Annotated in this window: 25 protein-coding genes; 19 read left to right on the top strand and 6 right to left on the bottom strand. The window is 61.4% G+C overall.

Features of this window, described 5'->3' with window-relative positions:
* Positions 1 to 47: 47 nt before the first annotated feature.
* Positions 48 to 1,241, bottom strand: coding sequence for an ADP-forming succinate--CoA ligase subunit beta (sucC, locus tag OE747_RS06845; protein WP_093028093.1), 1,194 nt, complete (start codon positions 1,239 to 1,241; stop codon positions 48 to 50).
* A gap of 321 nt (positions 1,242 to 1,562) precedes the next feature.
* On the opposite strand from sucC, the gene OE747_RS06840 reads away from it, so the two are divergent.
* Positions 1,563 to 2,648, top strand: a complete 1,086-nt coding sequence (locus OE747_RS06840) for a glycosyltransferase family 2 protein (RefSeq protein ID WP_263827856.1) — start codon at positions 1,563 to 1,565, stop codon at positions 2,646 to 2,648.
* Between the two features lie 51 nt (positions 2,649 to 2,699).
* Here the strand turns inward: OE747_RS06840 and mdh are convergent, their stop codons facing one another.
* Complete coding sequence (gene mdh, locus OE747_RS06835) at positions 2,700 to 3,662, bottom strand: malate dehydrogenase (RefSeq protein WP_263827855.1); 963 nt, start codon at positions 3,660 to 3,662, stop codon at positions 2,700 to 2,702.
* A 161-nt stretch (positions 3,663 to 3,823) separates the two neighbouring features.
* Here mdh and OE747_RS06830 point away from each other — a divergent pair, with 161 nt between their 5' ends.
* Complete coding sequence (locus tag OE747_RS06830; RefSeq protein ID WP_263827854.1) at positions 3,824 to 4,579, top strand: sulfite exporter TauE/SafE family protein; 756 nt, start codon at positions 3,824 to 3,826, stop codon at positions 4,577 to 4,579.
* 33 nt (positions 4,580 to 4,612) lie between these two features.
* On the opposite strand, the gene OE747_RS06825 is transcribed toward OE747_RS06830, so the two are convergent.
* The gene (locus OE747_RS06825) at positions 4,613 to 4,933 is read right to left on the bottom strand and encodes a hypothetical protein (RefSeq protein ID WP_263827853.1); all 321 of its coding nucleotides are present in this window, start codon (positions 4,931 to 4,933) and stop codon (positions 4,613 to 4,615) included.
* Positions 4,934 to 5,152: 219 nt separating this feature from the next.
* Here OE747_RS06825 and OE747_RS06820 point away from each other — a divergent pair, with 219 nt between their 5' ends.
* The 12 genes from OE747_RS06820 to OE747_RS06765 all read left to right on the top strand — a co-directional run bounded on the left by OE747_RS06820 (position 5,153) and on the right by OE747_RS06765 (position 14,530).
* Positions 5,153 to 6,010 (top strand): HpcH/HpaI aldolase/citrate lyase family protein, encoded by an 858-nt coding sequence (locus tag OE747_RS06820; protein ID WP_263827852.1) that lies wholly within the window; start codon positions 5,153 to 5,155, stop codon positions 6,008 to 6,010.
* Between the two features lie 6 nt (positions 6,011 to 6,016).
* Complete coding sequence (locus tag OE747_RS06815) at positions 6,017 to 6,571, top strand: NnrU family protein (RefSeq protein ID WP_263827851.1); 555 nt, start codon at positions 6,017 to 6,019, stop codon at positions 6,569 to 6,571.
* A gap of 10 nt (positions 6,572 to 6,581) precedes the next feature.
* Positions 6,582 to 6,788: a DUF1737 domain-containing protein gene (locus tag OE747_RS06810; RefSeq protein ID WP_263827850.1), complete on the top strand. Its 207-nt coding sequence runs from the start codon at positions 6,582 to 6,584 to the stop codon at positions 6,786 to 6,788.
* Positions 6,788 to 7,816 carry a MaoC family dehydratase gene (locus OE747_RS06805; protein ID WP_263827849.1) on the top strand — a complete coding sequence of 343 codons (1,029 nt, stop codon included), beginning with the start codon at positions 6,788 to 6,790 and terminating at the stop codon, positions 7,814 to 7,816. The genes OE747_RS06810 and OE747_RS06805 overlap by 1 nt, the downstream gene beginning before the upstream one ends.
* Before the next feature lie 127 nt (positions 7,817 to 7,943).
* Positions 7,944 to 8,390: a DoxX family protein gene (locus tag OE747_RS06800; protein WP_263827848.1), complete on the top strand. Its 447-nt coding sequence runs from the start codon at positions 7,944 to 7,946 to the stop codon at positions 8,388 to 8,390.
* A 99-nt stretch (positions 8,391 to 8,489) separates the two neighbouring features.
* Entirely contained in the window at positions 8,490 to 9,149 is a 660-nt protein-coding gene (locus tag OE747_RS06795) for a DUF1194 domain-containing protein (RefSeq protein WP_263827847.1), read from the top strand.
* A gap of 213 nt (positions 9,150 to 9,362) precedes the next feature.
* The gene (gene sdhC, locus OE747_RS06790) at positions 9,363 to 9,749 is read left to right on the top strand and encodes a succinate dehydrogenase, cytochrome b556 subunit (protein ID WP_263827846.1); all 387 of its coding nucleotides are present in this window, start codon (positions 9,363 to 9,365) and stop codon (positions 9,747 to 9,749) included.
* A 12-nt stretch (positions 9,750 to 9,761) separates the two neighbouring features.
* Positions 9,762 to 10,133, top strand: a complete 372-nt coding sequence (gene sdhD, locus OE747_RS06785) for a succinate dehydrogenase, hydrophobic membrane anchor protein (protein WP_263827845.1) — start codon at positions 9,762 to 9,764, stop codon at positions 10,131 to 10,133.
* 18 nt (positions 10,134 to 10,151) lie between these two features.
* Positions 10,152 to 11,957 carry a succinate dehydrogenase flavoprotein subunit gene (sdhA, locus tag OE747_RS06780; protein WP_263827844.1) on the top strand — a complete coding sequence of 602 codons (1,806 nt, stop codon included), beginning with the start codon at positions 10,152 to 10,154 and terminating at the stop codon, positions 11,955 to 11,957.
* A 12-nt stretch (positions 11,958 to 11,969) separates the two neighbouring features.
* Positions 11,970 to 12,746 (top strand): succinate dehydrogenase iron-sulfur subunit, encoded by a 777-nt coding sequence (locus OE747_RS06775; protein ID WP_263386848.1) that lies wholly within the window; start codon positions 11,970 to 11,972, stop codon positions 12,744 to 12,746.
* A 180-nt stretch (positions 12,747 to 12,926) separates the two neighbouring features.
* Entirely contained in the window at positions 12,927 to 13,079 is a 153-nt protein-coding gene (locus tag OE747_RS06770) for a hypothetical protein (protein WP_263827843.1), read from the top strand.
* A 605-nt stretch (positions 13,080 to 13,684) separates the two neighbouring features.
* Positions 13,685 to 14,530, top strand: a complete 846-nt coding sequence (locus OE747_RS06765) for an urea carboxylase-associated family protein (RefSeq protein ID WP_263827842.1) — start codon at positions 13,685 to 13,687, stop codon at positions 14,528 to 14,530.
* Positions 14,531 to 14,572: 42 nt separating this feature from the next.
* Here OE747_RS06765 and deoD read toward each other — a convergent pair whose 3' ends face one another.
* The 3 genes from deoD to OE747_RS06750 form a co-directional block, all read right to left on the bottom strand.
* A complete protein-coding gene (deoD, locus tag OE747_RS06760; protein WP_263827841.1) occupies positions 14,573 to 15,280 on the bottom strand; it encodes a purine-nucleoside phosphorylase in 708 nt (235 codons plus the stop codon).
* Between the two features lie 18 nt (positions 15,281 to 15,298).
* A complete protein-coding gene (locus OE747_RS06755) occupies positions 15,299 to 15,616 on the bottom strand; it encodes an H-NS histone family protein (RefSeq protein ID WP_263827840.1) in 318 nt (105 codons plus the stop codon).
* 113 nt (positions 15,617 to 15,729) lie between these two features.
* Complete coding sequence (locus OE747_RS06750; RefSeq protein WP_263827839.1) at positions 15,730 to 17,730, bottom strand: protein meaA; 2,001 nt, start codon at positions 17,728 to 17,730, stop codon at positions 15,730 to 15,732.
* 150 nt (positions 17,731 to 17,880) lie between these two features.
* Here OE747_RS06750 and OE747_RS06745 point away from each other — a divergent pair, with 150 nt between their 5' ends.
* The 5 genes from OE747_RS06745 (at position 17,881) to OE747_RS06725 (ending at position 22,487) form a co-directional block, all read left to right on the top strand.
* Positions 17,881 to 19,281: a 1-acyl-sn-glycerol-3-phosphate acyltransferase gene (locus OE747_RS06745; RefSeq protein WP_263827838.1), complete on the top strand. Its 1,401-nt coding sequence runs from the start codon at positions 17,881 to 17,883 to the stop codon at positions 19,279 to 19,281.
* A 108-nt stretch (positions 19,282 to 19,389) separates the two neighbouring features.
* Complete coding sequence (ccrA, locus tag OE747_RS06740) at positions 19,390 to 20,676, top strand: crotonyl-CoA carboxylase/reductase (protein ID WP_164129123.1); 1,287 nt, start codon at positions 19,390 to 19,392, stop codon at positions 20,674 to 20,676.
* Between the two features lie 212 nt (positions 20,677 to 20,888).
* Positions 20,889 to 21,107: a hypothetical protein gene (locus OE747_RS06735; protein ID WP_263827837.1), complete on the top strand. Its 219-nt coding sequence runs from the start codon at positions 20,889 to 20,891 to the stop codon at positions 21,105 to 21,107.
* The gene (locus OE747_RS06730) at positions 21,046 to 21,765 is read left to right on the top strand and encodes a helix-turn-helix transcriptional regulator (RefSeq protein WP_263827836.1); all 720 of its coding nucleotides are present in this window, start codon (positions 21,046 to 21,048) and stop codon (positions 21,763 to 21,765) included. Before OE747_RS06735 ends, OE747_RS06730 begins: the two co-directional genes overlap by 62 nt.
* 83 nt (positions 21,766 to 21,848) lie before the next feature.
* Entirely contained in the window at positions 21,849 to 22,487 is a 639-nt protein-coding gene (locus OE747_RS06725) for an acyl-homoserine-lactone synthase (protein ID WP_263827835.1), read from the top strand.
* Positions 22,488 to 22,506 lie beyond the last annotated feature (19 nt).

Raw genomic sequence — 22,506 nt, 5'->3', positions numbered from 1 at the left:
ACCTGCGCACCGGCTCTGTGCGTATCTGTGACCGGACCGTGCCACGTTCAGCCCTTGACCGCCTTGACGATCTTCTCGGCACCATCCGACAGGTTGTCGGCGGCGATGACGTTCAGGCCGGAGGTGTTGATGATCTCCTTGCCCTTCTCGACATTGGTACCTTCGAGACGGACGACCAGCGGAACCTGAAGGCCCACTTCCTTGACCGCGGCGACCACGCCCTCGGCGATCACGTCACAGCGCATGATGCCGCCGAAGATGTTCACGAGGATGCCTTTGACGTTCGGGTCGGAGGTGATGATCTTGAACGCCTCGGTCACCTTCTCCTTGGTGGCGCCGCCGCCGACGTCGAGGAAGTTGGCGGGCTCGGCGCCGTAGAGCTTGATGATGTCCATGGTGGCCATCGCCAGACCGGCGCCGTTCACCATGCAGCCGATCTCGCCATCCAGCGCGATGTAGTTGAGGTCGTATTTGGAGGCTTCGAGTTCCTTGGGGTCTTCCTCGGTCGTGTCGCGCAGTTCGGCGATGTCCGAGTGGCGGTAGATCGCGTTTCCGTCAAAGCCCAGCTTGGCGTCGAGCACCTTGAGGTCGCCCTTGTCGGTGACGATCAGCGGGTTGATTTCGAGCATCTCCATGTCCTTCTCGACGAAGGCGCGATAGAGCAGGCCCATCAGCGACACGCACTGTTTCACCTGTGCGCCTTGCAGGCCCAGGGCAAACGCGATGCGGCGGCCGTGATAGGGCATGTAGCCGGTCACCGGGTCGACGGCGAAGGACAGGATTTTTTCCGGGGTGCTGGCGGCGACTTCCTCGATGTCCATGCCGCCCTCTGTGGAGCAGACAAAGGAGATGCGGCTGGTCTGACGGTCGACCAGCAGCGCCAGGTACAGTTCGGTCTCGATGCCCGAGCCGGCCTCGATATAGATGCGGTTCACCTGCTTGCCGGCGGGGCCGGTCTGGTGCGTCACCAGCGTACGGCCCAGCATCTTCTTGGCTTCCTCGGCGGCCTCTTCGACCGACTTGGTCAGACGGACGCCACCCTTTTCACCGGCATCGGCCTCCTTGAACTTGCCCTTGCCGCGGCCACCTGCGTGGATCTGGGCCTTGACCACCCAGAGCGGCCCGTCCAGTTCACCGGCCGCTGTCTTGGCGTCCTCGGCCCGGAGAACCACGCGGCCGTCGGACACCGGAGCGCCGTAGCTGCGCAAAAGTGCCTTGGCCTGATATTCATGGATATTCATTGAATCTGTCCCGTCTGACTGCGATTACCCAGCATATAGGGTTGTCTAACGCCGATCCTTAAAGGGTTTTTTGACGCCTCTCGGGTTTTTGAGGAAGATTTTCGAGATTTGTGATCACACGTTCAAAAGCTGTGATCACATATTCCGAAACCCTTGAGTACGATTGATTCGCGGTTGCAGAAAACGCCGTTTCGCCCCCGTTCAACAGCTTTGGCGCTAACGGTTGGCAGGGCTGTCGGGCTGCCGTTGCGGTTGATCTGCGCTGGGGCTGGGGTTAGCCTGTCGGCCAAGCGCGGCAGGCGCGCGGGCAGAGGGGCAGGCATGTATTTTCGCGACGCCGGAACCGAGCGTGTGACCTGGGCGGTGGTGGCCACCTGTCGCGAGAGCCTGGTTCTGACGCTGAGTTTCGTGACCCATCACCTGGCGCAGGGGGCGGCCTATGTCGAGCTGTATCTCGATGCGCCGGACCCGGTGCAAGAGGCGGTGCTGGCGGGGATTCCGGGCTGCCGGGTCACTGTCTGCGACGCGGAGTATTGGCAGGAAACGCTGGGCGGACCGCGCCCACCAGCCAATGAGAAACGGCAATTGCGCAATGCCGGGCGGGCCTATGCCCGGGCCGAGGCGGACTGGATCGTGCATCTGGACGCGGATGAGTTCATCGAGGCCGATCTGCCGCTGGCGGATATCCTCGGGGCTCTGCCGGAGACGGTCGATTATCTGCACTTGCCGAACCTGGAGCGGGTGTTTGACGCGAGCTGTCCCCAGGATGAGCTGTTCGACGGATACATGCGGGCGCCGCTGGTGCGGGGCTGGCCGGTGCAGGCCGATATCCTGGCCCCCGAGGTTCAGCCGATGATGCATCGGGGGATCGTGGCGCATTCGCAAGGGAAATCGGTGGTACGCAGCGGGCGCGACTGCCTGATGGGTATCCATTCGCCGCGCGCCCGGAGCGGTCGGGACCGCCTTGTGGCATGGCCCGCCACCACGGCACGGGTCCTGCATTATGACGGGCTGACCGGGTTTCACTGGATCATGAAACTGATGCGGGGCTGGTCGGATCGTGGGCGCGGCGCCGCCGTGCATGGCGGGTTGGCGCCAGCCCGACAGGCCCAGATCGGCTATGTGGACGAAAACCGGGGCGACATGTACGCGCTACTGCAATTGCACCAGGCCCTCAAGGCGCTGCCGCCCGTGGATCTGGCGCGGATGGAGGCGCTGGGCCTGATGCGCCGGCCGCAGATCGATCCGGGCGCGGCGCTGCGCGCCATGGGGCGGGTGAGTGACCTGTCGGTTCGTGCCTTTGACGATGGGCTGGACTTTGAGGTGCCTGACCTCGACCGTCATCGCAGGCGGTGGCGGCGGCTCTACCGGATGCATTTCGAGGGGGAAAAGCGTATCACCGCATGACAAAGGGCCGGTCCCTGACAGGACCGGCCCCGGTTTTCAGCGTGGCGCGGATCAGGCCAGCGAGTTGTCGATGCCCTTGCAGGCGTTGACCAGACCTTTGACCGCGTTGACCGAATTGTCGAACATGTCCTGCTCTTCCTTGGTCAGCGACACGTCGATGATGCGCTCGATGCCGCCAGCGCCAATCACGGTGGGCACGCCCACATACATGCCCTTGACGCCCAGCTCGCCGTCGCAATAGGCGGCGCAGGGCAGAACGCGCTTCTGATCCTTCAGATAGGCCTCGGCCATTTCGATGGCGCTGGTGGCGGGCGCGTAATAGGCCGAACCGGTTTTCAGCAGGCCAACGATCTCGGCGCCGCCGTCACGGGTGCGCTGTACGATCGCGTCCAGCTTCTCCTGGCTGGTCCAGCCCATCTTGACCAGATCGGGCAGCGGGATGCCTGCAACGGTCGAATAACGCACCGAGGGGACCATGGTGTCGCCGTGGCCGCCCAGAACGAAGGCGGTGACGTCTTTCATCGACACGTTGAATTCTTCGGCCAGGAAGTGGCGGAAACGGGCGGAGTCCAGCACGCCAGCCATGCCGCAGACCTTGTTCGCGGGCAGGCCCGAGAACTGTTGCAGCGCCCAGACCATCGCGTCGAGCGGGTTGGTGATGCAGATGACAAAGGCGTCAGGCGCGTTGTCGCGGATGCCTTCGCCGACCGACTTCATGACCTTGAGGTTGATGCCCAGCAGGTCGTCGCGGCTCATGCCCGGCTTGCGCGGCACACCAGCGGTCACGATGCAGACATCGGCGCCTGCGATATCGGCATAGGACTGGGTGCCCTTCAGCTTGGCGTCGAAGCCTTCGGAGGGGCCGGATTCCGCGATGTCGAGCGCCTTGCCCTCGGGCGTGCCTTCGGCGATGTCGAAGAGGACGACGTCACCCAGTTCCTTCAGCGCGACGAGGTGGGCGAGCGTGCCGCCGATCTGACCTGCGCCGATGAGCGCGATCTTGGGTCTGGCCATTTGGAGTATCTCCGGTCCGGTTGAAAATCGACGTTGTGCTAGTGCGTAATGCGGCATCGCGCAAGGGTTCTGCGACGCGGCATCACGGCGCATTTATCCTGTGCGGGCCGGGTTGGTTGCGCTAAAGCTGTTTGTGCACAGGGATTTATGGGGCAAAGAGCGTGCCGGAACTGGATATCGGCTTTTTCGCGGTGACCATCCCGGCGGTGATTTTTGCCGGAATATCAAAGGGCGGCTTCGGCTCTGGCGTTGCTTTTGCCTCGGCCTCGATTCTGGCGATCTATCTCGATCCGGGGCAGGCGCTGGCGCTGATGCTGCCGCTGTTGATGGTGATCGACCTGGCCACGCTGGGCCCCTATTGGCGGCGGTGGAGCTGGCCCGATGCCCGGTTGCTGATCCTGGGGGGCATGCCGGGCGTGGCGCTGGGCGCGTGGCTGTATCACGCCACCGACGCCGATCTGCTGCGGCTGCTCATCGGCGGCATCTCGGTGGCGTTTGTGGTCTGGCAGGTGGCACGCGGGCGCGGCTGGGTGGGAGAGTTTGCCAATCGCCTGCCGCCGTCCGCCGGGCTGCTGGCCGGGGCAGTGGCGGGGTTCACCAGTTTCGTGAGTCATGCGGGCGGGCCGCCTGCGGCGGTCTATCTGTTGTCGCAAAAACTGGGCAAGACCGAGTTCCAGGCGACCACGGTTGTCACCTTTTGGGCGATCAACATCGCCAAGTTCATACCCTATGCCTGGTTGGGGATGTTCACGCTGGACACAGCCTGGGCCGGTATCCTGCTGACGCCTTTTGCGCTGCTCGGCGCCTGGCTGGGGGTACGGGCGCATCACATGGTGTCCGAGCGGCTGTTCTTTGCGCTGGCGCATGTGACGCTGACGGTCACCGGGGTCAAGCTGATCTGGGACGCGCTGACCTGAGCGGTGGGGCGGGGGCGGCGGGCCCCCGCCGGTTCAGGCGTCGTTGCCGGAGGCGGGCAGTGCCTCGGCAAGGATTTCATAAGCCTCGCCCGAGGCCACAAGGCAGGTCATGCCGTTGGGCAGCGTGACGATGATGGTCCAGGTACGGGTCTCGTCTGAGGCAAACACCTCCATCACCGAACCTTGTTGGACAAGGCCGATACCGCGGCGCGCCTCGCCGTATTTCTCCGTCAGGTGTTTCAGGACCACCGCGCGCGGGGCGCAGTTCTGCCCTTGGGTCTGAGCGTTCACCTGCTGGGCCGCAAGGACCATCAGGCCCAGGCCCATCGTCATCTTGAACATGGTCTTCATCATGGGTCTTCCCCTTTTCCCAGGGGTCGCCCGGCACGGCCCGCCGTGCCCGGCACCCCGATCCAGTGGGAAAAGCCTGCCGAAAACCTGCTGCCAACCGGTTAACCGGGCGTGCGGGCACCTGCAACGCAGGGCATATGCTGCGATGCGGCGATTTTTGTCTTGAACATTCCGGTAAAAAATGCCCCTCTCCGCGCAACAATATTGCTTTGGGAGAGACTCATGGACCCGCGCCAGCGCCCCTATCGTTCCGTCCTTTACATTCCCGGTTCCAAGGAGCGGGCGCTGGACAAGGCGCGCAGCCTGCCGGTGGACGCGATCATCTTTGACCTTGAGGACGCGGTGGCCGCAGACGAAAAGGACAACGCGCGCGAGACGCTGAAGGTGGCGCTGGCCGAAGGCGGTTATGGCCAGAAGGTGCGGATCGTGCGGATCAACGGGCTGGACACGCCCTGGGGCCGGGCCGATGCCGAGGCGGTGCGCGAGATGGATGCCGACGTGGTGCTGCTGCCAAAGGTGGGCGGTGCTGCGGATGTGGACGCGCTGGCCGCGATCACCGGCGATCTGCCGATCTGGGCGATGATGGAAACCCCGCGCGGCATGCTGAATGCCGCGCAGATCGCCGCGCATCCGCTGCTGACCGGGTTTGTGATGGGCACCAACGATCTGGCCAAGGAGTTGCAGACCCGGTTCCGCGCCGACCGTCTGCCGATGATGACCTCGCTGGGCCTGTGCCTGCTGGCGGCCAAGGCCGAGGGGCTGATCGCCATCGACGGCGTCTATAACGCGTTCAAGGATGACGAGGGGCTGGCCGCCGAATGCGCGCAGGGCCGCGACATGGGCTTTGATGGCAAGACGCTGATCCATCCGGCGCAGGTGGATATCGCCAACGCGGCCTTTGCCCCGTCGGAGGCCGAGATCGACCTGGCCCGGCGCCAGATCGCCGCCTTTGCCGAGGTCGAGGCCAGCGGGCAGGGCGTGGCCGTGGTGGATGGCAAGATCGTGGAAAACCTGCACGTTGCCACCGCCCGTGAAATTCTGGCAAAAGCAGAGGCGATATTGTCTTTGCAAGCGGGATAAACTCTCATGGGCTTCGTTCTTCTGATCCTTGGTGTGGCGCTCTGGTGGGCCGCGCATCTGTTCAAGCGGGTTCGTCCCGCGCAGCGTGCCGCGATGGGCGATCGTGGCAAGGGCATGGTGGCGCTGGCGCTGCTGGCGTCAGTCGTGCTGATGGTGATCGGGTTCAGGATGACGCCTTATGTGCATGTCTGGGCGCCGCCCTCCTACATGACCCATGCCAACAACCTGCTGATGCTGGTGGCGATCTGGATGATGAGCCCGGCCGGTACCAAGGGCAAGCTGCTGCACAAGATGCGGCATCCGCAACTGGCCGGGTTCCGGGCCTGGGCAGCCGCGCATTTGCTGGTCAATGGCGATCTGGCCTCGATCATCCTGTTCGGTGGCCTGTTCGTCTGGGGCATCGTCGAGGTCGCCGTGATCAATGCCGCCGAGCCGGAGTGGACCCCGGGTCCGCAGGGAACACTGGCCAAGGATGGCATGTTCTTTGTCGCCTCCATCGTTCTGTTGGCTGTGATCGGGTACATCCACGGGCTGGTGGGCCCGTCGCCCTTCCCGATGTAAGGAACATCAAATGTCGAAACTCTATCGCCTCCTGACCGAGGAGGACACGTCGGCCTTCTGCCACAAGGTGTCGGACGCGCTGGCCAAGGGGTGGGAGCTTTATGGCTCTCCTGCTTATGCCTATGACGCGGCCAATGGCATCATGCGCTGTGCGCAGGCAGTGACCAAGGATGTCCCGGCCGACTATTCCCCTGACATGAAACTGGGACAGCAATGATGGCAAAGACCAATCCGGGCCGCTTTTTCGAGGACTATTCCGTGGGTCAGGGTCTGCACCATGCGGTGCCGCGCACGGTGACCAATGGCGAGCGCGCGTTGTACCATGCGCTCTATCCCGCGCGGCATGCGCTGTATTCTTCGGACGCGTTTGCGCAGGCGTGCGGGCTGCCGGGCAGCCCGATCGATGATCTGGCGGCGTTTCATGTGGTATTCGGCAAGACGGTGCCGGATGTGTCGCTGAACGCGGTGGCCAACCTGGGCTATGCCGAGGGGCGCTGGCTGAAACCGGTCTATGCGGGGGATACGCTGCGCTCGGTTTCCGAGGTGATCGGGCTCAAACAGAACTCCAACGGCAAGACCGGGGTTGTCTATGTTCGCACCCGGGGGCTGAACCAGCGCGACGAGACCGTGATGGAATATGTCCGCTGGGTGATGGTGCGCAAACGCGACCTGGAGGCGCCCGCCCCGGAAACCGTGGTGCCCGAGCTGAAGAAAGTGCTGGCGCCCGCCGATCTGGTAGTGCCTGCGGGGCTGGATTTTTCCGGCTATGATTTCGCGCTGGCGGGTGAGCCGCATCGCTGGGGTGACTATGCCGTGGGCGAGACCATCGACCATGTGGATGGCGTGACGGTGGAAGAGGCCGAGCATATGCTGGCCACGCGTCTGTGGCAGAACACCGCCAAGGTGCATTTCGACCTGACCTTCCGCCCCGAGGGGCGGCTGATCTATGGCGGGCATGTGATCTCGATGGCGCGGGCGCTGAGTTTCAACGGGCTGGCCAATGCGCAGATGATCGTGGGGCTGAACGGCGGGGCGCATGCCAATCCCTGTTTCGCGGGCGACACGATCAAGGCGTGGAGCGAAGTGCTGGACAAGGCCGAGACCGGGGTTCCCGGTGTCGGTGCGCTGCGTCTGCGTCTAGTGGCGACCAAGGGCGGCGCGCCGTTCGAGTTGCGCGACGAGGCGGGGAAATACCGGTCCGAGGTCTTGCTGGATCTCGACTATTGGGCGCTGATGCCCGTCTGAGGGCTGGTTCCAAGGCGGATTGAGCGATCTATACGAAAGAACAGACCGGGGTCCGTGCCAACGGATCCCGTTTTTGTTATACTTGAATCTTGAAGTTGACGGACTCGCAACCGAAAGGATTCGACCCGTGGCAGAACGTTACAAGGAATATGATTTTCATCGAAAAAATCTAGGAACCGCGTTGTCGATGGATGCGCCGATGGCGCATTGGCTGTTGCGCTTTGCGTTGTCGGCAACGTTTCTCTTTCACGGCGCAAACAAAGCGACACAGATTCCGACCGCGGCCGAGACCTTCGGTTTGTCGACCGGGACGATGAGCATGGTCGCCTCGGTGGAGTTCGCCGTACCGGCTTTTCTGGCGCTGGGCGGTCTGACAAGCTCCCAGCTGGGCGACGTGCTGACCAGGTTGGCGGGTTTGCTGGCAATCGTCATTCTGGTCGGGGCGATTTCGGTGGTGCATTGGGGTCAGTGGAGTTTTGCCCCGAGTGACACGCATCCGTATGGCGGCATGGAATTCCAGGTTACCCTGATTGCTATTGCGTTGTTTTTTGTCTTCAAGGGGAACAAAGCCTGATAGCCCATGGCTATGTCGCGGCGGGGCGTTGCTTCGCGAATTCGTGAACAGCCCGGTTATCGCAGGACAGATTGCTTAGCCTGTTGTAGCTTGATTTCCATGCGGTTCTTGTTTTCGCCTTTGGCGGTTTTTATGTCCGGTCCGGTTTTAGCCTGCGATCTGGCGCTGGCCTTGGCGGTGGACGTGTCGGGTTCGGTCGATGCCGAGGAATACCGTATCCAGATGGACGGGCTGGCGTTTGCCCTGAATGATTCGGTTATCTCCGAGGCGCTGGTACGGGCTCGGGCGCGGCTGATGCTGGTGCAGTGGACGGGCATGTCGCGGCAACAGGTCACGATTCCCTGGACGACGGTCGATACGTTCGAGGCGCTGGATGCGTTTGCCGATCGCGTCGCGGATGATCCGCGTGTCTGGCGGAACTACTCCACCGCCGTGGGCGAAGCGCTGGAAACCACAATGGCTGCTTTTTCCGAGGTAGGCGATTGTGCGCGGCATCTGATCGACCTGTCCGGCGACGGACCATCGAACGAGGGGATCGAGCCGAAAGCGCTGCACCCTTACTTGCGGGCTTTGGGGATCACGGTGAACGCGATTGCCATCGAACAGAGCGAGCCGGACCTGACCGCCTATTATTATGAAAACGTGATTGTGGGAGAGGGCGCCTTTGTCGTCACCGCGTCGGGATTCGCCGATTACCCCGAACGCATCCGCAAGAAGCTGTTGCGGGAGGTCACCCAGCAGAATGCCTCTCTGGATTGAGGTATTGCAGATTCGTGATCACAAGCCCCCGCTCTGCTATCGCTCACATTCCGGCGGATAGGTGGGAAATGTGATCACACTGTTTGTTTGGGTGATCACAAAAGGGGAATTCTGTGTGGCAAGGACAAAAAACCGCGCCATTTTGCAGTTGCAGCGCGTGACAGATCGAAAAAAACCGGTAAAACCAAGCGCAGCCAACGGAAAGGAGCCACCATGGCCGATGTCAATCGGGGCAACCGCCCGCTTTCGCCGCATCTGTCGATTTATCGTCCGCAGCTGACCTCTGTCACCTCGATCCTGACCCGGATTACCGGCAACGCGATGATCCTTGCGGCGCTGCTGATCGTCTGGTGGTTTCTGGCCGCCGCGACCTCGCCCGAGTACTTCGCCGTCGCTGATGGGGTCATTACCTCGCTGCTTGGCGATCTGGTGATGGCGGCCTCGCTCTGGGGGCTTTGGTATCACACGCTCGCCGGTATCCGGCACCTGATCTGGGACTATGCCCTGGGTCTGGACCTGCCGACAGCCGAGAAGCTGGGTTGGGCCGTTGTGATCGGTTCTGTTGTCCTGACACTCGTGACCCTGTTGGTCATCGCATAACGGAGGCCGAAGATGCGTTATCTTACCGACCGCAAACGCGCCGTGGGCATGGGCTCGGCCAAATCGGGCGTGCATCATTTCTGGATGATGAAGGTACAGGCCGTGGCGCTGCTGCTGCTAATCCCGCTGTTTGTCTTTACCTTTGGCCCGATGCTGGGTGAGTCGCACCAGGCGGTGCTGGAATACTTCTCGCGCCCGTTCCCGGCGATTGTTGCCGCGCTGACGCTGGTTGTCGGCTTCAAGCATTTCGCGGACGGCGCTCAGGTGATGATCGAGGACTATGTGCACGGGCTGATGCAGAAGGTTCTGATCATCCTGGTGATCTGCCTTTCCTATGCCGCTGCCGCGACCGGCCTTTTCGCCATCGCGCGCATCGCACTTTAAGACCGGAGCTTGGATAGAATGGCTGCTTACGCATACGAAACGCACGAATATGACGTTGTCGTGGTCGGCGCCGGTGGGGCCGGTCTGCGCGCAACGCTGGGTATGGCCGAACAGGGGCTGCGCACCGCTTGTGTGACCAAGGTGTTCCCGACCCGCTCGCACACTGTCGCTGCACAGGGCGGGATTGCCGCGTCGCTGTCGAACATGGGGCCGGACCACTGGCAGTGGCACATGTACGATACCGTCAAGGGGTCGGACTGGCTGGGCGATACCGACGCGATGGAATACCTCGCCCGCGAGGCGCCCAAGGCGGTGTACGAGCTGGAACATTACGGTGTGCCTTTCTCGCGCACCGAAGAGGGCAAGATCTATCAGCGCCCGTTTGGCGGGCATACGACCGAGTTTGGCGAAGGCCCGGCGGTGCAGCGCACCTGTGCGGCGGCGGACCGGACCGGTCACGCGATCCTGCACACGCTCTATGGACAGTCGCTGAAGAACAACGCGGAGTTCTATATCGAGTATTTCGCCATCGACCTGATCATGTCCGAGGATGGGCAGTGCCAGGGCGTTGTCTGCTGGAAGCTGGATGACGGCACCATGCATGTGTTCAATGCCAAGATGGTGGTGCTGGCGACCGGCGGATATGGCCGGGCCTATTTCTCCGCCACCTCGGCGCATACCTGCACCGGCGATGGCGGCGGCATGGTGGCCCGCGCGGGCCTCGCGCTGCAAGACATGGAATTCGTGCAGTTCCACCCGACCGGGATTTACGGTTCGGGCTGCCTGATCACCGAGGGCGCGCGCGGTGAGGGCGGGTATCTGACCAACTCTGAAGGCGAACGGTTCATGGAGCGCTATGCGCCCCAGTACAAGGACCTGGCGCCGCGCGACTATGTCAGCCGCTCGATGACCATGGAGATCCGCGAAGGCCGAGGCGTGGGCAAGGATGGCGACCATATCCACCTGAACCTGAGCCACCTGCCGGCCGAGGCACTGGCCGAGCGCCTGCCGGGTATCTCGGAAAGCGCCAAGATCTTTGCCGGTGTGGACGTGACCAAGGAGCCGATCCCGGTTCTGCCGACCGTTCATTACAACATGGGCGGCATTCCGACCAACTATTGGGGCGAGGTTCTGAACCCGACCGCCGCTGACCCGAACGCGGTTGTTCCGGGCCTGATGGCCGTGGGCGAGGCGGGCTGTGCCAGCGTTCACGGGGCGAATCGGCTTGGGTCGAACTCGCTGATCGACCTTGTGGTGTTCGGCCGTGCCGCCGCGATCCGGGCGGGCAAGGTCGTGGACCGCGATGCGTCCAACCCGGTGCTGAACATGGCGTCGATCGAAAAGGCGTTCGACCGGTTCGACGGGCTGCGCCATGCCAAGGGCAACATCGCCACCGCCGAGCTGCGGCTGGAGATGCAGAAGACGATGCAGGCCGACGCCGCCGTGTTCCGCACCGCCAAGACCATGGCCGAAGGCGTCGAGAAGATGACCGCCATCGCCGCGAAGATGGACGACCTGAGCGTGACCGACCGCAGCCTGGTCTGGAACAGCGACCTGATGGAGACGCTGGAACTGACCAACCTGATGCCGAACGCGCTGGCCACCATCGTCGGCGCCGAGGCGCGCAAGGAAAGCCGGGGCGCCCATGCGCACGAGGATTTCACCACCCGCGACGACGAAAACTGGCGGGTTCATACCGTGTCCCGTGTCGAGGGCAACAAGGTGGATCTGAGCTATCGTCCGGTTGTTGTCGATCCGCTGACCACCGAAGAGCAAGGTGGCATCAGCCTGAAGAGAATCGCGCCCAAGGCGCGGACGTTCTAAGGAGACGGACCCATGGCTGAATTCAGACTCCCCAAGAACTCTCGCATCACCACGGGCAAGACCTGGCCCAAGCCCGAGGGAAAGAACGTTCGCAAGTTCCAGATCTATCGCTGGAACCCGGACGACGGGCAGAACCCGCGGGTCGATACCTATTTCGTCGACATGGACGATTGCGGACCAATGGTTCTGGATGCGCTGATCTACATCAAGAACAAGATCGACCCGACGCTGACCTTTCGCCGGTCGTGCCGCGAGGGGATCTGTGGCTCTTGTGCGATGAATATCGACGGGATCAACACGCTGGCCTGTATCTATGGCATGGACGAGATCAAGGGCGACGTGAAGATCTATCCGCTGCCGCATATGCCGGTGGTCAAGGACCTGATCCCCGACCTGACGCATTTCTATGCGCAGCACGCCTCGATCATGCCCTGGCTGGAAACCAAGACCAACCGCCCGGCCAAGGAATGGAAACAGTCGATCGAGGATCGCAAGAAGCTGGACGGCCTCTATGAATGCGTGATGTGCGCGTCCTGTTCGACCTCGTGCCCCAGCTACTGGTGGAACAGCGACCGCTACCTCGGCCCTGCCGCGCTCTTGCATGCCTATCGCTGGATCATCGACAGTCGCGACGAGGCGACGGGCGAGCGTCTGGACGACCTGGAAGATCCATTCAAGCTGTATCGCTGCCATACGATCATGAACTGTGCCAAGACCTGCCCCAAAGGGCTGAACCCGGCCAAGGCGATTGCCGAGATCAAGAAGATGATGGTCGAGCGTACAGTCTGATCCCAGACACAAGAAAGTTGCGAGCGGGCCCGCCTTTGGCGGGCCTGTTTCGTTTTCGAGGCGCGAGCAGCCTTGCTTTTTCTGCATGCCCAGCCTGCGCAACTGTGCGATGCATTCGATCTGTTCCATGCCTAGGTTGGCCCGCAGGGAGGGGCCACATCTGAAACAAGGATGACGCCCATGCATATCGCAAGCAAACCCACCGACACGCGCAGCCCGGCGCAAGAGGCGCTCGCCCTGCTGGAGCAGGCCTGGGCCTATTATTCACCGGAGAAACAGCCGGTGGCGCGTGAAGAGCAGTTGGAATTGTTCCAATACGCCAATGCCGCCTGAGGCATCCATTGCCGATATGGCGCCAAACAGGTAGGACGGGGTCATGCCCGTCCTTCTTCTTTTGCTGGCCTTTGGGGTGTTCGGTTACTTCCTTTGGCGCGCGCGTAGAACAACCCTGACCCGAAATTGCAGGTGGCGATTGGATCGCGACGCTGGTGAATGGGGGTGCGCATATTGTGGGGGGCGGATGGAGAGCTCGGTGGACAAGCCTCCAACCTGTTGCGTTCAGAAACTGAATCAGAATTGCTGAACGATGATCTCACAGGCGGGATTTTTCTTCTTGTAGCGCCCCAAAGACAGCCCGATATGCGATTGTGGGACGCCAGATACGTCCCATTGTATTAGGGACGTACTCTTTGGTTATGTCGTGACGGTCCCGTCTCCACCTAGGCTCACGGCTTGGCTGTGCTTGCAGGGGTGTCCTTGAACGCACGCGCAAACGGAGTTTGGTCTGCGGCGCTTGTGGCTCGACCTATGCCGACGTCGGTTTCAACGGCTTTCCGCCGCTTGACGTTGTCGCGATCTGAAAGTTTCGGGTCGGCGAAAGCCTTGCGCCCGGGTGCTTCGGGCGGCTTTATGGGGGAAGAACTGACAGGTGATCCCCCATGACCCAAGCACCCCCTGACGCCGAAGCCCGCCGCGCGATTGCGCCGGTGATCTGCTATCCCACCGACACGCTGCCTGCGCCTGATCTGGTGCTGTACCGCGCGGCCCGGGCGACGGCCGAGAAGGTTGGCGAGGTTCTTGTCCCGCCGCGCGAGGGTCGGTGCTTTGAGGTGAAGGCCGGGCAGTTCTTTCGCATCAGCTCGGTCGAAGGGCCGCAAGTGGGCGATTTGAACCTGCATAATCTGCATGACCTGAAAGAGCGGTTCTTTTCGGGCAAGACCCGTGCGCTGCACGGGACACATGTCACAACCGGGGAGCGGCTGTGGTCGAACCTGCCCTATCTGCGCCCGATGGCGACGATCATCGAGGATACGCTGGGCTGGTACGGGATCGATCAGTATGGCGGATCGGTTCACGATGTCATCGGCACCCGGTGTGACCCCTATACCGGCAATCTGCTGGCGGGGGGACATTATCACCATTGCTGCCATTCGAACCTGACGCGGTCGTTGGCCGACCATACCGGCCTGCCGCTGAACGAGGCGGAAATACTGGTGCATGACGTGTTGAACGTTTTCATGTGCACCGGTTTTACCCGCGATACGGGTCAGTATTTCATGAAAGCCTCTCCGGTGCGGCCCGGCGATTACCTGGAGTTCTTCGCCGAGATCGACCTGCTGGGCAATCTGAGCGCTTGTCCCGGGGGCGATTGTTCGTCCGAGCATTCGTCGGACACGGCCGCCTGTCATCCCTTGCTGGTCGAGGTCTTTGCTCCGGCGCAAGGTGCGTTGAACGGCTGGTCGGAGCCGCCGGTCAACGCCTATGACCGCAGCCACGGGCGCTGAGGGGCGGGCGCGGCCCTTGGGCCGCGCCCGGTCTTTTGCGTGTCAGGCGGGGGAAGCCGCGTTCAGCGCGATCTCGACCATGTCGCCAAAGCTGCGTTCACGATCCGCGCTGGGCAGCGCCTCGCCGGTGAGCAGGTGATCGGACACGGTCAGAACCGCCAGGGCCCGGCATTTGTGACGGGCTGCCAGGATATAGAGTTCGGCCGCTTCCATTTCGACGCCGAGAATGCCGTGCCGAACCATCTGGTCGTTCAGGTCGGGCCGCTCGTCATAGAAGATGTCGGACGAATAGATCCCGCCGACATGAGTTTTCACCCCGCGTTTTTCGGCTGCCTTGGCCGCGGCGCTGAGCAGGGACCAATCCGCGCAAGGTGCATAGTTCAGGTCGCGGAATATCCCGCGTGACGGGGTGCTGAGTGTCGAGGCTGTCATTGCCAGGATCACATCGCGCACCGCCACGCTGTTCTGCATACCGCCGCAGGAGCCGATGCGGATCAGTGTGCGGGCGCCATAGTCGCGGATCAACTCGTTGACATAAATCGACAGCGACGGCATTCCCATGCCGGATCCGTGAATGGTGACACGGTTCCCATTCCACAATCCGGTAAACCCGAGCATTCCGCGGACCTGGTTGACCAGTTTGACATCGGTCAGAAAAGTTTCGGCAGCCCATTTCGCCCGATAAGGATCGCCGGGGAGCAACACCGTTTCAGCGATGTCTTCTTTTTGAGCGCCAATGTGAATTGTCATTTCCGCGCGGTATCCAGTTCAGATTTCCAGATCGGAAATATCGGCGCCGGAATGGAGGGCGTCGTGAATCCACTGGGGTTTCCGTCCACGGCCCGACCAGGTCTGTTCCGGGTCGGCCGGGTTGCGGTATTTCGCCGTTGCCTTGGTTCCCTTTGTCGACTTGCGCGGCTCGCTGGCCAGCTCTGCCAGAGAAAAGCCGAATTCGGCCGCGGCCTTCTCGGCGGCCTTAAGGGCTTCCTGGCGTTCTTTCTGTTCGGCTTCCTTTATCGCTGAATCCAGTTTCGCCCGAAGCGCCACCAGTTCCTTACGTGACATGCCGGCAAGGTCGATTCCCATTCTGGTCTCCGTCTTTTTTATGTTTCCAACGCCATTTAACGCGGCATTATTGGCGCCACGTTAAGCACAGTTCAAGACGCATTTCAGCATCATATTTATGAGAAACGGAGAAACTACTCTGCCGCGATGTCTTTTGTGCCGACCAGTGTCACAATATCCATCATAATCGAGTTCAATTCGAAGTCTTTTGGCGTATAGACTTTTGCAACACCCATCGCTTTCAGCTTCCGGGCGTCATCGTCAGGAATAATGCCGCCGACAAGCACGGGGATATGGCCAAGTCCGGCTTTTCGCATGCCATCCATCACGTCCTGCACCAACGGCAGGTGGCTGCCCGACAGGATGGACAGGCCAATGACATGAGCGTTCTGGTCCTGCGCCGCGCTGACGATTTCCTCGGGCGTCAGGCGGATACCGTCATAGCTGATATCCATGCCACAATCGCGGGCGCGGAAGGCGATCTGTTCCGCGCCGTTCGAATGGCCGTCGAGACCCGGTTTGCCGACGAGGAATTTCAGGCGTCGACCGAGGCGGTCGCTGATCGCGTCGACCTCGGCGCGGATGGTGTCGAGACCTTCGGTCTTGTTCGAGACCGAACCGGAGACACCGGTCGGGCCGCGATAGGTGCCATAGGCCTTGCGCATCTCTTCGGCCCATTCGCCGGTCGTGACACCCGCCTTGGCCGCTGAGATGGACGGGGCCATTACGTTGGATCCGGTGCGCGCGGCCTCGCGCAGCGCTGCCAGCGCCGCTTGCACGGCCGCGTCGTTCCGGTCGCGGCGCCAGGTATCGAGCCGGGCGATCTGTTCCTGCTCGACCGCGGGATCGACGACCATGATGCCGCCATCCTCGGTTTGCAGGGGCGAGGGCTCGCCCTCGGTCCAGCGATTGACGCCGACCACCACGGTTTCGTTGCGCTCGATCCGGTTCAGCCGTTCGGCATTGGAATCGACCAGACGGGATTTCATGTATTCGATGGAGGCAACCGCGCCGCCCATCGAGTCGAGGTTGGCAAGCTCCGCACGCGCGCCAGCCTTCAATTCCTCAACCTTGGCATCCACAACCGGATTGCCGTCGAACAGATCGCCATATTCAAGCAGGTCGGTTTCATAGGCCAGGATCTGTTGCATCCGCATCGACCATTGCTGGTCCCAGGGGCGCGGCAGGCCGAGCGCCTCGTTCCAGGCGGGCAACTGCACGGCACGGGCGCGGGCTTTTTTCGACAGGGTCACGGCCAGCATCTCGATCAAGATGCGATAGACGTTGTTTTCCGGTTGCTGTTCGGTCAGGCCCAGGCTGTTGACCTGAACGCCATAGCGGAAGCGGCGGAACTTCGGATCGGCGATGCCGTAGCGGGTCTCGAGGATTTCATCCCAGAGATCGACAAAGGCGCGCATCTTGCACATCTCGGTGACAAAGCGGATGCCCGCGTTCACAAAGAAAGAGATACGGCCGCAGAGCGCCGGAAAATCCTCGGCCGGGACGCGGGGTTTCAGCTCGTCCAGCACGGCGATGGCGGTGGCCAGCGCATAGGCCAGTTCCTGTTCCGGTGTCGCGCCCGCCTCTTGCAGGTGATAGGAACACACGTTCATCGGGTTCCATTTGGGCACGTTGGTGTAGCAGTATTCGGCCACATCCGCGATCATCTTGAGCGAAGGTTTCGGCGGGCAGATATAGGTGCCGCGGCTGAGGTATTCCTTGATCAGGTCGTTCTGGACGGTGCCTTGCAGTTTCGAGATGTCGGCGCCCTGCTCCTCGGCCACGGCGATGTAGAGTGCCAGGAGCCACGGGGCGGTGGCATTGATCGTCATCGAGGTATTCATCTGCTCCAGCGGGATCTGGTCGAAGAGAACCCGCATGTCGCCCAGATGACAGACCGGAACACCGACCTTGCCCACTTCGCCGCGCGCCAGTACGTGGTCGCTGTCATACCCGGTCTGGGTCGGCAGGTCGAAAGCCACGGAAAGGCCGGTTTGCCCCTTTGCCAGGTTCGAACGGTAGAGCGCGTTGGATTTCAGGGCGGTCGAATGTCCCGCATAGGTCCGGATCAGCCAGGGACGATCGGCCTTGCGCTCGGCGCTTGCGGTCTGACTGTCTTTCTGCATCTGCGACATGAGTGACATCCTCGATTCTGCTGCGGCAATAAAATTACTCTGAGAGGTTCTAAATCGTAATTTTTGGGACATGTCAATTCGCTGCGTTGCGGCAAAAGAAGGAAGCGTCAGGCGATTGTGAGACGGTAGGTTTGGTGGCAGGGTGCGCATATGACCGAGACCGTTGAGCTTCCGCTTTGGCTGTTTGTGCTGATTGTGCTGTTCGCAGCGGTCACTTTTGCGTCGCATTTTCTGTTCCCGTCGGTGCGATGGTTTTTCCGTCGCCGGTTGGAGCGTGCGGTCACCAGGCTGAACACGCGATTGGCGCGGCCAATCCAGCCGTTCAAACTGGCGCGGCGGCACGACATGATTCAGCGGTTGATCTATGACCCCGAGGTTGCTCGCGCGGTTCAGGCCCATGCCCAGGAAGAGGGCATTCCCGAGGCGGTCGCCTTTGAACAGGCCCGCAGGTACGCGCGCGAGATCGTTCCCGGCTTCTCCGCCTTTGCTTATTTCAGTTTCGCGATCCGCCTTGCCCGGTTTCTGTCGAACTCGTTTTACCGGGTGCGGTTGGGCCATCTGGACGCCGAGGCGCTGAAAGCGATCGACCCAAACGCGACGGTTGTTTTTGTGATGAACCATCGCAGCAATATGGATTACGTGCTGGTGACCTACCTCGCGGCTGACCAGTCGGCGCTGAGTTACGCGGTGGGGGAATGGGCCCGGGTCTGGCCATTGAGCCGCCTGATCCGGGCGATGGGAGCCTATTTCATTCGGCGCAGATCGCGCAGCGATCTCTACCGCAAGGTGCTGGCCACCTATGTCCGTCACGCGACCAAGGCCGGTGTGACACAAGCGATGTTTCCGGAGGGCGGGTTAAGCCTGAGCGGAGGGCTTGGCCGCCCCAAGCTCGGCCTGTTGAAGTACATCGTGGACGGCGCCGAGGCTGCTGGGCCTGACGTGGTGTTTGTGCCGGTTTCACTAAACTATGACCGGGTGCTAGAGGACACGATCCTGACCGCTGCGGCAAACAGCGGTGAGCGACGGTTCAGGGCGCGGATCGGGGTCATTGCGAAATGGTCCCTGACACAATTCTGGCGCAAGCTGACAGGGCGGTTCCATCGGTTCGGCTATGCGGCGGTGAGTTTTGGCGCGCCACTGTCCCTGACAGCGTTTCGGCAGGGCAGGGAAGGAGACGTCACCGTACCCCTTGCGCGGGAACTGATGCTGCGCATTGGCGCGGTTGTGCCGGTGTTGCCCGTGCCGATGGTCGCCTGGCTGATTCAGCAGAACGGGCCGATGACCCGCAGCGCGCTGGCCTCGGCGTTTGACCAGATCTTGGCGCGGCTGCCGAATGCTCATATCCATTTGCCGCGTGACGACCGCCATTACGCCATCGAAGTTGGGCTGCGCCTGCTGGTCGACCGGCGCATCGTGGTGGAGCGGGACGGTCGTTTCGGGCCGGGGACCGAGCGGCAGGAGCTCCTGACGTATTACGCAGCTTCGATTGCGCATCTCATGGATGGCAATGCTGCGTATGCGAAGGAACTTTCTGCAATTGCTGGGTCATAAAATTACAAAATCATGTCGATTGGTGTTGCAATGTTGCGTGCCCGTTAGTAATTCATCCTCAGGGCTGCGATTCTGCGTTGCGGCGATGATTTGATAAAGGAGGCCGAGATGGCTTTGGATACCGACAGCGGCATCGCGTCCTATGAGGCGCCCGAGAAAGACCTCTATGAAATGGGTGAAATCCCTCCGCTGGGGTTTGTGCCCAAGAAGATGTATGCTTGGGCGATCCGCAAGGAACGGCACGGCGAACCCAATACCGCGATGCAGCAGGAAGTCGTGGATATCCCGGTACTCGACAGTCATGACGTTCTGGTGCTGGTGATGGCCGCAGGCGTCAACTATAACGGCGTCTGGGCGGCCCTGGGCAAGCCCATCAGCCCCTTTGACGGCCACAAGCAACCCTATCATATTGCCGGTTCCGATGCCTCGGGCATCGTCTGGGCCGTGGGCGACAAGGTCAAGCGCTGGAAAGTCGGCGACGAGGTCGTGATCCACTGCAACCAGGATGATGGCGACGACGAGGAATGCAACGGCGGCGATCCGATGTATTCGCCCAGCCAGCGGATCTGGGGCTATGAGACCCCCGACGGGTCCTTTGCCCAGTTCACCCGCGTGCAGGCGCAACAGCTGATGCCGCGCCCCAAACACCTGACCTGGGAAGAAAGCGCCTGCTACACGCTGACGCTTGCCACCGCCTACCGGATGCTGTTCGGTCACCCGCCGCATGACCTGCAACCGGGTCAGAACGTTCTGGTCTGGGGCGCGTCTGGTGGTCTGGGTTCTTATGCGATCCAGCTGATCAACACCGCAGGCGCCAACGCGATCGGTGTGATCTCGGACGAGGACAAGCGTGACTTTGTCATGGGGCTGGGCGCCAAGGGCGTGATCAACCGCAAGGACTTCAAATGCTGGGGTCAGCTGCCCACCGTCAACACGCCGGAATATGCCGAGTGGCTGAAAGAGGCACGCAAGTTCGGCAAGGCGATCTGGGATATCACCGGCAAGGGTGTGAGCGTCGACATGGTCTTCGAACATCCGGGCGAGGCCACTTTCCCGGTGTCGTCTCTGGTGGTGAAAAAGGGTGGCATGGTCGTGATCTGTGCCGGGACCAGTGGGTTCAATTGCACCTTTGATGTGCGGTACATGTGGATGCACCAGAAACGTCTGCAAGGGTCGCATTTTGCCCATCTGAAGCAGGCGGCCGCGGCTAACCGGCTGATGCTGGAGCGTCGGCTTGATCCGTGCATGTCCGAAGTGTTCACCTGGAACGACCTGCCCGAAGCGCATATGAAGATGATGCGCAACGAGCACAAACCCGGCAACATGTCGGTTCTGGTCCAGTCGCCGCGCACCGGCCTGCGGACATTGGAAGAGGTCCTCGACTCTCGCGGCTGACGGCCTGCACGGAAAACGCCGACAAGATAGCCCGCGAATCACGTCTGTGGCTCGCGGGCCTTTCGCTTTCTCTGGTCAGGTTTTTTGGTTTCAGGGGCTTGCAAATGCCTTCCTCGCCATTTTTGGGGAGTGGAAACCAGTGAATTTCTTAACGGAAGCGGCACATGCTATAGTTGAGTTAACACTTCGTTAATCATTTCGAGGAGAGTCTGATGCAACAGAATGAATGGATCCTGGACGTACTATCGGACCTCAAATCTTTCGCGATGGCGAATGGTCTGAATGCGCTGGCCGAGCAGCTTGATGATACCAAGCTGATTGCCGCCGCCGAAATCGCGTCCAAGCACGAAGAGGCATTGGCGCTGTCGAATGGGCGGAAAGGTCGATTTGGAACCCATCTTGGAGGAGCTGGACGCAGCCAGCGCGCTTGAGGGGCTGGAGCAGGCCAACACAAGGTTGCGCGATACACTCGGTATTGATCACATCGTCTATCACTGGGTGGACAGTGCCGGTGATCAATACGGGTGTACAACTTATCCACAGTCCTGGGTGGATCGCTATCTTGCCGAAAACTACCATCGGATTGATCCGGTCATTCTTGGGTGTTTCCAGAGGTTTCACCCGGTTGACTGGAAACGGCTGGACTGGTCCGGCAAGGCGGCAAAAGCGTTTCTGAAGGACGCGATGGAGCATGGGGTTGGCAACCAGGGCTTCTCGATCCCGATCCGGGGGCCGAACGGGCAGTTTGCCCTTTTTACCGTGAACAACTCTTGCGACGATGAGACCTGGGCCGACTTTACGGCGACCTATTCCCGCGACCTGATTCTGATCGCGCACTACTTCAACCGCAAAGCGCTGGAATTCGAAGCCAACCGTCAGCCGGAATTCTCGCGCACCCTGTCCCCTAGAGAGGTCGACGCGATGACCCTGTTGGCGCTTGGATACAGCCGGGCCCAGGTCGCACATTCCCTGTCGATTTCTGAACATACCTTGCGCGTTTACATAGAGAGCGCGCGATTCAAACTGGGCGCCCTGAACACAACCCACGCGATAGCAACGGCGATGAGTCGAGGGTTGATCGTGGTCTAACTTGGTGAACGGTTTGCTGACCAGATATTAACCAATCGCATGTACCCCTTTTGTTCCATATCGGACGGCAAGGGGACAAAGATATGCTGCGGTATTTGTATGCGGACGAGTTGCACCGGTTTCCCAAGCTGGCGAGGTCGATGTTTCTGGACCGCGCCGATCAGTTCAAGACCCGGTTGGGCTGGGATGTCGATATCAACGAGGCCGGAGAAGAGCGCGATCAATACGACGATCTGAACCCGCTCTACGTGATCTGGGAAGAACCGGACGGCAGCCACGGCGGGTCCATGCGATTTCTGCCCACGACCGGGCCGGTGATGATCAACGATGTGTTCGGTCACCTGACCGGCGGCAGCCCGATTTGCAGCCCGCTGATCTGGGAGGTAACACGATTCTGCCTGTCGCGCCGGGCCAGTTCGGTCGTCGCGGGCGCGATCATGTTGAGCGGTGGCGAGGTTATGGAGGGGTTCGGACTGACTCATATCGCGGGCGTGTTCGATGACCGGATGATCCGCATCTACCGCCTGATCGGATCCTCGCCCGAGGTGCTGGGTAGCGAAGGACAGGGCCGCAATCGGGTCTATGTCGGGTTGTGGCCCTATTCGCCGGCGGATTGCGAACGTGTGGCGGAGCGCGCCGGTGTATCCCGCGAGCTGTCGCGCATGTGGTTCAATGCGGCATTCGGGACGGATAAGCGGCGCCGGAAACTGCGGACGGCGTAATCCTGACGTTGCTTTCGGA

Origin of the sequence: Ruegeria aquimaris, from assembly GCF_025751555.1 — a bacterium.
In the GTDB taxonomy this organism is placed as follows: domain Bacteria; phylum Pseudomonadota; class Alphaproteobacteria; order Rhodobacterales; family Rhodobacteraceae; genus Ruegeria_B; species Ruegeria_B aquimaris.
The sequence above is the reverse complement of the archived record's forward strand: the minus strand, read 5'-3'. Positions and strand labels throughout refer to the sequence as shown.

Excerpts from the sequence above, each read along its gene's own strand:
- sdhA (WP_263827844.1), top strand. The coding sequence starts at position 10,152 with ATGGCTGCTTACGCATACGAAACGCACGAATATGACGTTGTCGTGGTC.
- OE747_RS06765 (WP_263827842.1), top strand. The coding sequence starts at position 13,685 with ATGACCCAAGCACCCCCTGACGCCGAAGCCCGCCGCGCGATTGCGCCG.
- OE747_RS06820 (WP_263827852.1), top strand. The coding sequence starts at position 5,153 with ATGGACCCGCGCCAGCGCCCCTATCGTTCCGTCCTTTACATTCCCGGT.
- OE747_RS06725 (WP_263827835.1), top strand. The coding sequence starts at position 21,849 with ATGCTGCGGTATTTGTATGCGGACGAGTTGCACCGGTTTCCCAAGCTG.
- sdhC (WP_263827846.1), top strand. The coding sequence starts at position 9,363 with ATGGCCGATGTCAATCGGGGCAACCGCCCGCTTTCGCCGCATCTGTCG.
- mdh (WP_263827855.1), bottom strand. The coding sequence starts at position 3,662 with ATGGCCAGACCCAAGATCGCGCTCATCGGCGCAGGTCAGATCGGCGGC.
- OE747_RS06805 (WP_263827849.1), top strand. The coding sequence starts at position 6,788 with ATGGCAAAGACCAATCCGGGCCGCTTTTTCGAGGACTATTCCGTGGGT.
- OE747_RS06735 (WP_263827837.1), top strand. The coding sequence starts at position 20,889 with ATGCAACAGAATGAATGGATCCTGGACGTACTATCGGACCTCAAATCT.
- ccrA (WP_164129123.1), top strand. The coding sequence starts at position 19,390 with ATGGCTTTGGATACCGACAGCGGCATCGCGTCCTATGAGGCGCCCGAG.
- deoD (WP_263827841.1), bottom strand. The coding sequence starts at position 15,280 with ATGACAATTCACATTGGCGCTCAAAAAGAAGACATCGCTGAAACGGTG.
- OE747_RS06825 (WP_263827853.1), bottom strand. The coding sequence starts at position 4,933 with ATGATGAAGACCATGTTCAAGATGACGATGGGCCTGGGCCTGATGGTC.
- sucC (WP_093028093.1), bottom strand. The coding sequence starts at position 1,241 with ATGAATATCCATGAATATCAGGCCAAGGCACTTTTGCGCAGCTACGGC.
- OE747_RS06815 (WP_263827851.1), top strand. The coding sequence starts at position 6,017 with ATGGGCTTCGTTCTTCTGATCCTTGGTGTGGCGCTCTGGTGGGCCGCG.
- OE747_RS06750 (WP_263827839.1), bottom strand. The coding sequence starts at position 17,730 with ATGTCGCAGATGCAGAAAGACAGTCAGACCGCAAGCGCCGAGCGCAAG.
- OE747_RS06775 (WP_263386848.1), top strand. The coding sequence starts at position 11,970 with ATGGCTGAATTCAGACTCCCCAAGAACTCTCGCATCACCACGGGCAAG.
- OE747_RS06795 (WP_263827847.1), top strand. The coding sequence starts at position 8,490 with ATGCGGTTCTTGTTTTCGCCTTTGGCGGTTTTTATGTCCGGTCCGGTT.
- sdhD (WP_263827845.1), top strand. The coding sequence starts at position 9,762 with ATGCGTTATCTTACCGACCGCAAACGCGCCGTGGGCATGGGCTCGGCC.
- OE747_RS06745 (WP_263827838.1), top strand. The coding sequence starts at position 17,881 with ATGACCGAGACCGTTGAGCTTCCGCTTTGGCTGTTTGTGCTGATTGTG.
- OE747_RS06840 (WP_263827856.1), top strand. The coding sequence starts at position 1,563 with ATGTATTTTCGCGACGCCGGAACCGAGCGTGTGACCTGGGCGGTGGTG.
- OE747_RS06810 (WP_263827850.1), top strand. The coding sequence starts at position 6,582 with ATGTCGAAACTCTATCGCCTCCTGACCGAGGAGGACACGTCGGCCTTC.
- OE747_RS06770 (WP_263827843.1), top strand. The coding sequence starts at position 12,927 with ATGCATATCGCAAGCAAACCCACCGACACGCGCAGCCCGGCGCAAGAG.
- OE747_RS06755 (WP_263827840.1), bottom strand. The coding sequence starts at position 15,616 with ATGGGAATCGACCTTGCCGGCATGTCACGTAAGGAACTGGTGGCGCTT.
- OE747_RS06730 (WP_263827836.1), top strand. The coding sequence starts at position 21,046 with ATGGGCGGAAAGGTCGATTTGGAACCCATCTTGGAGGAGCTGGACGCA.